Raw genomic sequence first — 12462 nt, 5'->3', positions numbered from 1 at the left:
GGACCACCCGGGCCGCAGGGATCAGTCCCGCGACGGTCAGCCGGCCGTGACCTCGACCGCCGCCAGATTCTTCTTGCCCCGGCGCAGCACCAGCCAGCGGCCGTGCAGCAGCTCCTCGCGGCCCGGTACGGAGTCCGCGTCGGTGACCTTGGTGTTGTTCACATAGGCCCCGCCCTCCTTGACCGTGCGCCGCGCCGCCGACTTGCTCGGCGCGAGACCGGTCTCGGCGAGGAGATCCACCACCGGGCCCAGCTCGGCGACCTCGGCGCGCGGCACCTCGGAGAGCGCCGCGCTCAGCGTCGCCTCGTCCAGCTCCGCCAGCTCTCCCTGCCCGAACAGCGCCCGGGAGGCCGCGACGACCGCCGCGCACTGCTCCGCGCCATGGACGAGCGTCGTCAGTTCCTCCGCCAGCGCCCGCTGGGCCGCACGGGCCTGCGGACGCTCCTCGGTGCTCCGCTCCAGCTCCTCCAGCTCCTCGCGGCTGCTGAAGCTGAGGATGCGGCTGTACGCGGAGATGTCACGGTCGTCCACGTTCAGCCAGAACTGGTAGAAGGCGTACGGCGTGGTCATCTCCGGGTCGAGCCAGACGGCCCCGCCCTCCGTCTTGCCGAACTTGGTCCCGTCCGCCTTGGTCATCAGCGGGGTGGCCAGCGCGTGCACGGTGGCCCCCGGCTCCAGCCGGTGGATCAGATCGAGACCGGCGGTGAGATTGCCCCACTGGTCGCTGCCGCCCTGCTGGAGGACACAGCCGTACCGCCGGTACAGCTCCAGGAAGTCCATGCTCTGGAGCAACTGGTAGCTGAACTCGGTGTAGCTGATGCCCTCGTCCGACTCCAGCCTGCGGGCGATGGACTCCTTGGTGAGCATCTTGTTCACCCGGAAGTGCTTGCCGACGTCCCGCAGGAACTCGATCGCGGACAGGCCCGCGGTCCAGTCCAGATTGTTGACCACGGTCGCGGCGTTCGGGCCCTCGAAGGAGAGGAACGGCTCGATCTGGGCCCGCAGCCGCCGCACCCAGCCCGCGACCGTCTCCGGGTCGTTCAGCGTCCGCTCGGCGGTCGGGCGGGGGTCACCGATCTGGCCGGTGGCGCCGCCCACCAGGGCCAGCGGCCGGTGTCCGGCCCGCTGGAGCCGGCGTACGGTCAGCACCTGTACGAGATGTCCCACGTGCAGACTGGGCGCGGTGGGATCGAAGCCGCAATAGAACGTCACGGGACCGTCCGCGAGCGCCTTGCGCAAAGCGTTCTCGTCGGTGGACAGGGCGAACAGCCCGCGCCACTTCAGCTCGTCGACGATATCCGTCACGGTCGTGTCTCTCCTCGGATGGTCACCTGGGTGAGCACCAGTCTATGGGCGTCGTCGAGGGCCTGAGCGCGCGCTCCGCTCCGGCTACACGCCCCGGCTGACCGAGCTCATATTGAAGTCGGGGATACGCAGCGGGGGCATCGCCGCCCGGGTGAACCAGTCGCCCCACTCACGCGGCAGCGTCTTCTCCGTACGCCCGGCCTCGGTGGCGCGGGAGAGCAGATCGACGGGCGACTCGTTGAACCGGAAGTTGTTCACCTCACCGACGACCTCGCCGTTCTCGACCAGATACACCCCGTCCCTGGTCAGCCCCGTGAGCAGCAGGGTCGCCGGATCGACCTCCCGGATGTACCAGAGGCAGGTCAGCAGCAGCCCGCGCGCGGTGGCCGAGACCATCTCCTCCAGCGACCGGTCGCCGCCGCCCTCCAGCATCAGATTCCCGGTGCCCGACGCGACCGGGAGCCCGGTCAGCGCGGCGGTGTGCCGGGTGGTGATCAGCCGGGCCAGCTCGCCCTCCCGTACCCAGTCCGTGGCCGGCAGCGGCAGACCGTTGTCGAACACGGAGGCGTCGTCGCCCGAGGAGTGCGCGATCACGAACGGCGCCGACTCCAGACCCGGCTCGTTCGGATCGGTACGGAGCGTGAGCGGCAGCTCCGAGAGCTTCTCGCCGAGGCGGGTGCCGCCCCCGGGGCGGGAGAAGACCGTACGGCCCTCCGTGGCATCGCGGGCGGTCGAGGACCAGAGCTGGTAGATCAGCAGATCGGCCACGGCGGTCGACGGCAGCAGCGTCTCGTACCGCCCGGCGGGCAGCTCGATCCTGCGTTCCGCCCAGGCCAGCCGCTGGGCCAGCTCGGCGTCGAGGACCGCCGGGTCCACGTCCTTGAAGTCGCGGGTGGCCCGGCCCGCCCAGGCCGAGCGGGTGCGGTCGGGGGACTTGGCGTTGAGCTCCAGAGTGCCGTTGGGCTGGTCGTGGCGGAGCCGTACGCCCGTCGACGTACCGAGATAGGTCGAGGTCAGCTCGTGGTTGGCGAAACCGTACAGTTCACGGCCGCCGGCACGGGCACGGGCGAAGGACTCGCCGAGCGCCGGCGCGAAGTCCGCGAAGACGGCGGAGGTCGTCTCGGCGGGCGCGTCCGTGAAGTCACCGGACGGCGGACCCGCCTGCTCCGGGCCGACCAGCGGCTGGGCGTCCTCGGCGGGACCGGCCCCGCGCGCGGCGGCCTCGGCGGCCCGTACCAGCGGCTCCAGTTCATCGGCGGTGACGGCGGCGCGCGACACCACACCGGACGCGGTGCCCCGCGCGCCGTCGACGGTGGCGATGACGGTCAGGGTCCTGCCCCGGGTGACGCCGTTGGTCGTCAGCGCGTTGCCGGCCCAGCGCAGATTGGCGGAGGACTGTTCGTCGGCGATGACCACACAGCCGTCGGCGGTGGAGAGTCCGAGAGCGCGCTCGACGATTTCGTGCGGCTTGCTGATACGGCTGGTGCTCATCGTCCGGCCTCCTGAGTCGTGTTGAGACGGTGCTTGCCCGGGGCGCACAGTGTCAGATTGCGGCTGCGCCGCGGGCCGGACCCCCGGCCGATGGTGGTGGTCGGCCTCATCGCCCGGCCTCCTGAGTCGTGTTGAGGATGTTGACGCCGCGGAACAGGGCGGAGGGGCAGCCGTGGGAGACCGCCGCCACCTGGCCGGGCTGGGCCTTGCCGCAGTTGAAGGCGCCGCCCAGGACATAGGTCTGCGGTCCGCCGACCGCCTCCATCGAGCCCCAGAAGTCCGTCGTCGTCGCCTGGTAGGCGACATCGCGGAGCTGACCGGTCAGTTCGCCGTTCTCGATACGGAAGAACCGCTGCCCGGTGAACTGGAAGTTGTAGCGCTGCATATCGATCGACCACGACCGGTCGCCGACCACATAGATCCCGCGCTCCACCCCGCCGATCAGGTCCCGCGTGCTCAGCCCGCCGGGATCCGGCCGCAGCGACACATTCGCCATACGCTGTACGGGCACATGTCCCGGTGAGTCCGCGTAGGCGCAGCCGTTGGAGCGGCCCAGACCGGTGAGCCTCGCGATCCTGCGGTCGAGCTGGTAGCCGACGAGCGTGCCGTCCTTGACCAGGTCCCACGACTGCGCCTCGACACCCTCGTCGTCGTAGCCGATCGTCGCCAGACCGTGCTCGGCGGTCCTGTCGCCCGTCACATTCATCACCGAGGAGCCGTACGCCAGCTTCCCGAGCTGGTCGAACGTCGCGAACGAGGTCCCCGCGTACGCCGCCTCGTACCCCAGCGCCCGGTCCAGCTCCGTGGCGTGGCCGATCGACTCGTGGATGGTCAGCCAGAGGTTGGACGGATCGACGACCAGGTCGTACGTGCCCGCCTCGACGCTCGGCGCCCGCATCTTCTCGGCGAGCAGCCCGGGGATACGCTCCAGCTCCGCGTCCCAGTCCCAGCCGGTCCCGGTCAGATACTCCCAGCCCCGCCCGGCCGGCGGCGCGATCGTGCGCATCGAGTCGAACTCACCGCTGCCGGCGTCGACCGCCGTGGCGGTGAGCTGCGGATGCAGTCTGACCCGCTGCTGGGTGGTGACCGTACCGGCGGTGTCCGCGTAGAACTTGTTCTCGTGGACGGTGAGCAGCGACGCGTCCACATGCGTGACGCCCTCCGCGCGCAGCAGCCGCGCGCTCCACTCCGCGAGCAGTCCGCTCTTCTCCTCGTCGGGCACGTCGAAGGGATCGATCTCGTACGACGACACCCAGGTCTTCTCCGAGTGCACCGGCTCCTCGGCCAGTTCGACACGCTCGTCCGAGCCCGCGGCGGAGATCACCTTCGCGGAGAGCCTCGCCATCGCCACGGCCTGCCCCGCCACCCGCGCCGCCGCGTCCATGGACAGATCGACCCCGGACGCGAAACCCCAGGCACCCCCGTGCACGACCCGGACCGCGTACCCGAGATCCGTGGTGTCCGACGACCCGGCGGGCTTCCCGTCCCGCAGCCGCCACGACGCGCCGCGCACCCGCTCGAACCGGAAGTCCGCGTGCTCGGCGCCGAGCGCCCGCGCCCGTGCGAGCGCGGCGTCGGCGAGCGCCCGCAGCGGCAGTGCCAGGAACGACTGATCTACCTCATGGGGCACGTCGGCCTCCCCTTCTCACAGCTGTGTGTCATGTGTCCGCAGTGAATCATGCGGGCACGGGGCGCCGCCGAGTGCCGGACAAATCGGTTGCGACCGGCGGGGAGCTCTGCTGTACTCGCCCGCGACATCGGATCGATCAAGGAGTTCGTCGTGCGGGGAACGTCTGTGTCCAGCCAGCGGGAAATTGCCGTCCACACAGAGGACCTGACACTTCGTGCGAACGCTGAACCTTGGAATCCTGGCGCATGTCGACGCCGGTAAGACGAGCCTGACCGAGCGGCTGCTCCACGCCGCCGGGGTCATCGACGAGATCGGCAGCGTCGATGACGGGAGTACCACGACCGATTCCCTCGCGCTGGAACGGCAGCGCGGGATCACGATCAAGTCGGCCGTCGTGTCGTTCCTGATCGACGACATCACCGTCAATCTCATCGATACACCGGGACACCCCGATTTCATCGCCGAGGTGGAGCGTTCCCTGAGCGTGCTCGACGGCGCGGTCCTGGTGATCTCCGCCGTCGAAGGGGTGCAGGCGCAGACCCGTGTACTGATGCGGACGCTGCGGCGGCTCCGTATTCCCACGATTGTTTTCGTGAACAAGATCGACCGCCGTGGCGCGCACGGCGAACGGGTGCTCCGGAGCGTGGCCGAGCGGCTGAGCCCGGCGGTCGTTCCGATGGGAGCGGCATACGGTCTCGGCACGCGCGGCGCCGGTTTCGCCCCGTACGACGGTACGGAGACCGCCTTCGTCAGCGGCCTCGCGGAGACGCTCGCGGATCACGACGACGCCCTCATGGCCGCGTATCTGGACGACGCGGCGGCTCTTCCGTACGGCCTGCTCCACCGTGAGCTGGCCGCGCAGACCGGGCGGGCGGCGGTCCATCCGGTGTACTTCGGCTCGGCCATCACGGGCGCGGGCGTGGACGCGCTGATCACCGGGGTCAAGCAGCTGCTGCCCGCGTCCGAGCACGACGCCGGGGGCGCCGTCCTCGGCACGGTCTTCAAGATCGACCGCGGTCCGGCGGGGGAGAGGGTCGCGTACGTCCGGATGCTCTCGGGGACCGTACGGACCCGGGACCGGCTGGCGTTCGGCCGGGACGGCGCGGGGAAGGTCACCGCGATCAGCGTGTTCGACCAGGGGTCGGCCGTCCCCCGCGAGTCGGCCGAGGCAGGGCGGATCGCCATCCTCCGGGGGCTCGGCGGTGTCCGGATCGGCGACACCGTCGGTGACGCCGGTGTCACCGACGGCACCGCGCGTACGGGTGTTTCCCCGGACGGGGCCGAGCACGTGAGCGTCTCCCCGGAGCACTTCGCCCCGCCGACGCTGGAGACGGTCGTCGTCCCCCGCCGCCCGGCGGACCGGGGCGCGCTGCACGCGGCACTCGCCCAACTCGTCGAACAGGATCCGCTGATCAACCTCCGGCAGGACGAACTCCGCCAGGAGATCTCCGTATCGCTCTACGGAGAGGTGCAGAAAGAGGTCATCCAGGCGACGCTGGCGAATGACTTCGGCGTCGAGGTCACCTTCCGGGAGACGACCACCATCTGTGTGGAACGGCTGACCGGATCCGGCGCGGCCTTCGAGATCATGGGAAAGGACCACAATCCCTTTCTCGCCACGGTCGGACTGCGTGCCGATCCGGCGCCGGTCGATTCCGGCGTGGAATTCCGGCTGGAGGTCGAACTCGGTTCCATGCCCTTCGCGTTCATGAAAGCAGTCGAGGAAACGGTCAAGGAGACCCTGTTCCAGGGCATTCACGGATGGCGGATTCCCGACTGTACGGTCACCCTCACCCACTCCGGCTACGCGGCGCGGCAGAGCCATTCCCACGGTGTCTTCGACAAGAGCATGTCGAGCACCGCGGGGGATTTCCGCAATCTCACGCCGTTGGTCCTGATGAGCGCGCTCCAGCAGGCCGGCGTCACGGTGCACGAGCCGATGCACCGCTTCCGCCTCGAACTCCCGGCGGATGTGTACGGAGCGCTCCTGCCCGTTCTCGCCCGGCTGCGCGCCGTACCCCGGACACCGTCCACGCGCGGTGACTCATACGTTCTGGAGGGTGAGATCCCGGCGGCCCAGGTACATGAACTGGAACAGCGGCTGCCGACCCTGACCCGGGGCGAGGGCGTACTGGAATCCGCCTTCGACCACTACCGCCCGGTCACCGGCGCCATCCCGTCCCGGCCCCGCACGGATCACGATCCACTCCACCGAAAGGAGTACCTGCTGCGTGTCGTGCGAAGGATCGCCGGGGGTTAGTCCGGCCCGTTCCCGGCCGTACGGCGCGGGTGTTCCGGCGGCCCCGCGGGTGTTTCTGTAGGAATCCAACAGGGTCTGTACCGAGGCGCTGTCAGGGGTCGATTCTCCGCGGACGAGACGCTACCGATAGGTTTTCGGTGTACCAGACCGCTACGAAAGGCTGATCCGTTGAGCCGCTCGGTTCTCGTCACCGGAGGAAACCGGGGCATCGGCCTCGCCATCGCCCGGGTCTTCGCCGAAAACGGCGACAAGGTCGCCATCACCTACCGCTCCGGCGAGCCGCCGGCGGCCCTGCTGGAGCTGGGCTGCCTGGCGGTCCGCTGCGACATCACCGACACCGAGCAGGTGGAGCAGGCCTACAAGGAGATCGAGGAGAAGCACGGTCCCGTGGAGGTACTGGTGGCCAACGCCGGTGTCACCAAGGACCAGTTGCTGATGCGGATGTCCGAGGACGACTTCACCTCCGTCCTCGACACCAACCTCACCGGCACCTTCCGTGTCGTCAAGCGCGCCAACCGCGCGATGCTGCGGGCCAAGAAGGGCCGGGTCGTCCTGATCTCCTCGGTGGTCGGGCTCCTCGGCTCGGCGGGACAGGCGAACTACGCCGCGTCCAAGGCCGGTCTCGTCGGCTTCGCGCGCTCCCTCGCCCGTGAACTGGGCTCGCGGAACATCACCTTCAATGTCGTCGCACCGGGCTTCGTCGACACCGACATGACCAAGGTGCTCACGGACGAGCAGCGCGCGGGCATCGTCGCGCAGGTACCGCTCGGCCGCTACGCGCAGCCGGAGGAGATCGCCGCCGCGGTGCGGTTCCTCGCCTCCGACGACGCCTCGTACATCACTGGAGCCGTCATTCCCGTTGACGGCGGATTGGGCATGGGTCACTGATCACATGAGTGGAATCCTCGCCGGCAAGCGCATTCTGGTGACAGGTGTCCTCACCGAGGGCTCCATCGCCTTCCACGCCGCCAAGGTGGCGCAGGAGGAGGGCGCGGATGTCATCCTCACCGGCTTCGGCCGGCTCACCCTCGTCGAGCGCATCGCCAAGCGGCTGCCCAAGCCCGCCCCGGTCATCGAGCTGGATGTCACCGACCAGGAGCATCTGGACCGGCTCGCCGGCCGGATCCGGGAGATCCAGGGCGACGCCGGTGCCGGACTCGACGGTGTCGTGCACTCGATCGCCTTCGGCCCGCAGGGCGCGTTCAACTTCCTGGAGGGGAGCTGGGACGACGTCTCGACCGCGGTGCATGTCTCCGCGTACTCGCTGAAGTCGCTCACGACGGCCTGTCTGCCGCTGATGGAGCGCGGCGGCTCGGTGGTCGGTCTCACCTTCGACGCGCAGGTCGCCTGGCCCAAGTACGACTGGATGGGTGTCGCCAAGGCGGCGCTGGAGTCCACCAACCGCTATCTCGCCCGTGACCTGGGCGCGCGGAACATCCGCTGCAACCTGGTCTCGGCCGGTCCGATCAAGTCCATGGCCGCCAAGTCCATCCCCGGCTTCGAGGAACTGGCGGACGTGTGGAACCACCGCGCGCCGATCGGCTGGGACCTGTCCGACCCGGACCCGGCCGGCCGGGGTGTCGTCGGTCTGCTGTCCGACTTCTTCCCGAAGACGACCGGCGAGATCGTGCATGTCGACGGTGGCGTGCACATGATGGGCGCCTGACCGCCTGACCGCTTCAGCGCCCCGCGCACCCCTCGTTCCGGAAGCCGCGCACCGTCCAGTCCGACGGTGCGCGGCTTCCGTGTGCCGGGGCGCCGGGGCCCGGTGATCCGGCGGAGTGACGGACCGTGTCCCTTCGATTCGAAAAGTGGGGCAAGTGGCCCCACACTGAGCGCATCGGGGCATTCCGGTTGCCGTATCGGCGGCCTCGTGGGCCGCTGCGCGGATCGCCGCGAGGGCCGCCATGGGGGAGGAGGTGTACACATGCGTCCGTCGTATCTCCGTACGGCCGCCACTCTCCTCACGGCCCTGCTGATCGCGACCGCCTTCGCCGTCTCCTCGGAAGTACGGGGCGGACCCGTGCGCGCCGCCGATCTGTCCGCTCCGGCGGGCGGGGGCATGGAGCGCGCCCGTTCCGAACGCTTCGGCGCCACCTGCCGTACGGCGGTCGAGGGCTCCCGTGCCACCGCCTCCTGCCACAACCCGTATCCGGAGACCGACCGGGTACGGCTGCATGTCGAGTGCGAGCGCTGGTGGGACATCGACGCCGACAGCGCCGCGGTGGAGATCGCCGCGGCCCGGTACGCGGAACTCGCCGAGCGGTGCTGGATGGAGATCCGCCAGGTGTGGATCACCCATGAGCGCGTGGCCTCCTGAGCGCCGCCGGACGCTCCAGGACCGTCACCACGCTGCTCAGACCCTTTCGTGCGGACAGTGACGGGTGTAACTGGCGGCCTCGGCGCCCGCCGTCTCCACATCGCCCGCCCGGATCGCGGCCACCAGCCGTGCGTGGTCCATATGGTTCTCCGGGCGCAGCTCCTGCCCCACGTCGTCACGGAGCGAGTCGCGCAGCAGGTGGTTGAGGTCCGCGTAGAGCGCGGTCAGCACATCGTTGTGCGAGGCCGAGACGACCGCCATGTGCAGGGTGGCGTCGGCCGCGACGAACGCGTCCCGGTCGCCCGCGCCCCAGGCCTCCTCACGGCGGGCGAGCAGCGTGTCCAGCTGCCGCAGATCCCGCTCCGTACGCCGCTCCGCGGCCATCCTCGCGGCCGAGGACTCCAGCGTGGAGCGCACCTCGGCGATATCGCGCGGGTCGGCGCCGGCGAAGCGCCGGTGCATCACCCCGGCCAGCTCGCTGGTCGCGACGACATACGTCCCCGAGCCCTGCCGGATGTCCAGGAGCCCGTTGTGGGCGAGCGCGCGGACCGCCTCACGGACGGTGTTACGGGCCACCCCGAGCTGTTCGACCAGCTCGGGCTCGGTGGGGATACGGGAGCCCACCGGCCATTCGCCCGAGGTGATCTGGCTCCGCAGCTCGGTGATCACCTGATCGGAGAGCGCGGAACGCCGGGGAGAGGTCAGCGCCATGATGCTCCAAGTCTCGTGGAACGGCGGAAGAGGGGGAGTCGGGCGGCTGGACAGTCAATCATCCCATGATTCTATGATGGCCCCATGCCCGACGAACCGCAGCCGCAGATACCCGTGGACACCCGGACCCTGACCCGGCCGGCCGGGTCCACCGCCGCGTCCGCGCCGGAAGCCGGGTCCGCGCCAGGATCCGTGCCCGCGCCAGGATCCGTGCCCGTATCCGCGTCCGCGTCCGGCGATTCTCCCGCACCGGGGGCGGCGCTCCGGTACACCCGGCTCCTTGTCGTCGGGCTCGTCCTCGCCGCCCTCAATCTCCGCCCCGCCATCACCAGCCTCGGCGCGCTGCTCGAAGAGGTACGGGACGGGCTGCACATGAGCGGCAGCGTCGCCGGTGTGCTCACCTCCGTACCGCCCCTCTGCTTCGCGGTCTTCGGCTTCACCGCGCCACGTCTCGCCCGGCGGTACGGCGCCGGTGCCATCGTCTGCGCCGGCATGGTGGCCATCACGGCGGGACTGCTGATCCGTCCGTTCGCGGGCGGCACGCCCGCCTTCCTCGCGGCGAGCGCGTTCGCGCTCATGGGTATCGCCGTCAGCAATGTGCTGATGCCGGTGATCGTCAAGCGGTACTTCCCCGACCGGGTCGGCACGATGACCGGGCTGTACTCGATGGCGCTGGCGTTCGGCACGGCCGTCGCCGCCGCCGCGACCGTCCCCATGACCGAGGCGCTGGGCGGCAGTTGGCGTACGGGGCTCGGTATCTGGGCCGCGCTCGCCGCGGTCGCCGTACTGCCCTGGCTCGGTCTGGTACGCGAGCGCGGCGCGGCGCCGCCGTCCGACAGGAGGCCGTCCGACAGGAGGCCGTCCGACCGCGGGCCGTCCGACCGCGGGCCGTCCGGCGGGGCCCCGGCCGCCCCCGGACCGGCGACGGGACAGGCCCCCGGCCTCCGGCTCGGGCGCAGCCGTACCGCCTGGGCGCTCGCCTGCTTCTTCGGTCTCCAGGCCACCGGCGCGTACATCACCATGGGCTGGATGCCCCAGGTCTTCCGCGACGCGGGGGTCCCGGCGGGCACGGCCGGGCTCCTGCTCGCCGTGATCATGGTGATGGGGGTGCCCCTGGCCTTTGTGATCCCGGGCCTGGCCGCGCGGATGAGGAACCAGGGCCCGATCGTCGTCGGCCTGGGCATCTGCGGACTGACCGCCTTCTCGGGCCTCTACTTCGCGCCCGCCGAGGGTGCCTGGCTCTGGGCGGTGCTGCTGGGCATCTCGAACTGCTCGTTCCCGCTCGCCCTCACCATGATCGGTATGCGGTCGAGGTCCGGCGCGGGGGTCGTACGGCTCTCCGCGTTCGCCCAGAGCACCGGCTATCTGATCTCGATCCCGGGCCCGCTGCTGGTGGGCGTGCTGTACCAGCACACGGGGGGCTGGGGGCTGCCGATCGCGCTGATGGCGGGGTTCCTGGTGCCGCAGATGGTGGCGGGGGTGATCGCGGGACAGGACCGGACGATCGAGGACGAGGCGCGGATGCGAGACTGAACGTATGCCAGTCCTTGACCCGAACCCCCAGAACGGGCAGCGGAAGCTGCTCCTCGTCTTCGGCACGATCATCGGCATCCTGGTGCTGATCGGCATCATCGCGTCGGTCGCGTCGCCGTAACGGTCGCCGTAACACCGCCGGGGCGCCGTGACGTCGCCTGGGGAGGGCCGCGCCCTCGCGAAGAGGTGGGGCTGGCACCACCATCCCCTAGGGGGCCAGGGTCAGGGTCCACTGGGTGGGTCACCGGATGTGCCCGGGGGCTCATGATCCGTAGGTTCTGGGGTAACAGAAACCGCAGACCCACGGAGGCGGCCATGCCGGTCCCGACCCACCCACGGTCCCACCCCCGCGCCGCCTCCGGCAGCATCGAGATCCGGCTGCCGTGGTGGTCCGTCGCCCTGCCCGCCGTCGCCTTCGCCGCACTGCTTCTGCTGATGACGGGCTCCGGCCAGGCCCGTGCCGCGGCGGCCGACCCCGGGGTCGGCCGCATCCTGGAGCAGATCCATCAGACCCTGGTGGGGTAACGGCGAGCAGTCGCCAGCACTGTTCACCCGTGCCGGGGCAGCCCGTCAACACCCTCTGCCCGCTGGCGCATTTCATGCGAAGCTGGGATGCATGAGCGTCGATACACCTCGCAGGATCGTCCTCCTCCGGCATGCGAAGGCCGACTGGCCGGACGTGCCCGACCACGAGCGGCCGCTCGCCGATCGCGGCCGGTCGGACGCCCCCATCGCCGGCCGCAGGCTCGCCGACAGCGGGCTCGTCGCCGATCTGGCTCTCTGCTCGACGGCCGCCAGGACACGGGAGACCTGGAAGCTGGCGGTGCACGAGCTGCCCGTACGCCCCAGGACCGTCTATGAGGACCGGCTCTACGACGCCACCCTGGGCGATCTCTTCGCGCTGGTCAACGAGACCTCCGACGATGTGCGCGATCTGCTGCTGGTCGGTCACAACCCCGGTATGCACGCGCTCGCCGACGCCCTCTCCGGCAAGGCGGAGGGCGACACCATCGCCAGGATGACCCGCACGGGATTCCCGACCGCCTCGCTGGCCGTGATCGCTTTCAACGGAAGCTGGAAGTCGGTGGAGCACGGAGTGGGCAGGCTCGTCGACTTCTGGACCCCGCGCGACTGATCCGTCCCGGCATGCGCGACTGATCCGCCCCGGAGATGACTGATCCGCCCAGGACACGGGAGGGCCCCGGCGCGGAC

General features: G+C 70.3%; 12 protein-coding genes. 8 read left to right on the top strand and 4 right to left on the bottom strand.

The annotated features are described in order from the left end of the window. Positions 1-36 precede the first annotated feature (36 nt). The 3 genes from tyrS to ACWGDX_RS31295 form a co-directional block, all read right to left on the bottom strand. The gene (gene tyrS / locus ACWGDX_RS31305) at positions 37-1305 is read right to left on the bottom strand and encodes a tyrosine--tRNA ligase (RefSeq protein ID WP_453631016.1); all 1269 of its coding nucleotides are present in this window, start codon (positions 1303-1305) and stop codon (positions 37-39) included. A gap of 84 nt (positions 1306-1389) precedes the next feature. After that, positions 1390-2796: a metallopeptidase TldD-related protein gene (locus ACWGDX_RS31300; RefSeq protein ID WP_453631014.1), complete on the bottom strand. Its 1407-nt coding sequence runs from the start codon at positions 2794-2796 to the stop codon at positions 1390-1392. Between the two features lie 106 nt (positions 2797-2902). Next, positions 2903-4426, bottom strand: a complete 1524-nt coding sequence (locus tag ACWGDX_RS31295; protein WP_453631012.1) for a TldD/PmbA family protein — start codon at positions 4424-4426, stop codon at positions 2903-2905. Positions 4427-4640: 214 nt separating this feature from the next. Here ACWGDX_RS31295 and ACWGDX_RS31290 point away from each other — a divergent pair, with 214 nt between their 5' ends. The 4 genes from ACWGDX_RS31290 to ACWGDX_RS31275 all read left to right on the top strand — a co-directional run bounded on the left by ACWGDX_RS31290 (position 4641) and on the right by ACWGDX_RS31275 (position 9006). Then, a complete protein-coding gene (locus tag ACWGDX_RS31290; RefSeq protein ID WP_453631010.1) occupies positions 4641-6686 on the top strand; it encodes a GTP-binding protein in 2046 nt (681 codons plus the stop codon). Between the two features lie 168 nt (positions 6687-6854). Further along, entirely contained in the window at positions 6855-7574 is a 720-nt protein-coding gene (gene fabG, locus ACWGDX_RS31285) for a 3-oxoacyl-[acyl-carrier-protein] reductase (RefSeq protein ID WP_363084638.1), read from the top strand. A gap of 4 nt (positions 7575-7578) precedes the next feature. Then, entirely contained in the window at positions 7579-8352 is a 774-nt protein-coding gene (gene fabI, locus ACWGDX_RS31280) for an enoyl-ACP reductase FabI (RefSeq protein ID WP_365906107.1), read from the top strand. Positions 8353-8613: 261 nt separating this feature from the next. Beyond that, positions 8614-9006, top strand: a complete 393-nt coding sequence (locus tag ACWGDX_RS31275; RefSeq protein WP_453631009.1) for a hypothetical protein — start codon at positions 8614-8616, stop codon at positions 9004-9006. Positions 9007-9042: 36 nt separating this feature from the next. Here the strand turns inward: ACWGDX_RS31275 and ACWGDX_RS31270 are convergent, their stop codons facing one another. After that, complete coding sequence (locus tag ACWGDX_RS31270; RefSeq protein WP_453631007.1) at positions 9043-9717, bottom strand: FadR/GntR family transcriptional regulator; 675 nt, start codon at positions 9715-9717, stop codon at positions 9043-9045. Positions 9718-9801: 84 nt separating this feature from the next. Here ACWGDX_RS31270 and ACWGDX_RS31265 point away from each other — a divergent pair, with 84 nt between their 5' ends. From ACWGDX_RS31265 to ACWGDX_RS31250, 4 genes are all read left to right on the top strand, one after another. Further along, positions 9802-11250, top strand: coding sequence for a CynX/NimT family MFS transporter (locus tag ACWGDX_RS31265; protein WP_453631005.1), 1449 nt, complete (start codon positions 9802-9804; stop codon positions 11248-11250). 4 nt (positions 11251-11254) lie between these two features. Next, positions 11255-11371, top strand: coding sequence for an SGM_5486 family transporter-associated protein (locus tag ACWGDX_RS31260; RefSeq protein WP_453631003.1), 117 nt, complete (start codon positions 11255-11257; stop codon positions 11369-11371). 194 nt (positions 11372-11565) lie between these two features. After that, positions 11566-11775: a hypothetical protein gene (locus ACWGDX_RS31255; protein WP_453631002.1), complete on the top strand. Its 210-nt coding sequence runs from the start codon at positions 11566-11568 to the stop codon at positions 11773-11775. Between the two features lie 91 nt (positions 11776-11866). Continuing rightward, on the top strand, positions 11867-12385 hold the full coding sequence (locus ACWGDX_RS31250) for a SixA phosphatase family protein (RefSeq protein WP_453631000.1): 519 nt from the start codon (positions 11867-11869) through the stop codon (positions 12383-12385). Positions 12386-12462 lie beyond the last annotated feature (77 nt).

It is taken from the genome of Streptomyces sp. NPDC055025 (genome assembly GCF_053608565.1).
This window is presented reverse-complemented; position numbering and strand designations above follow the sequence as displayed.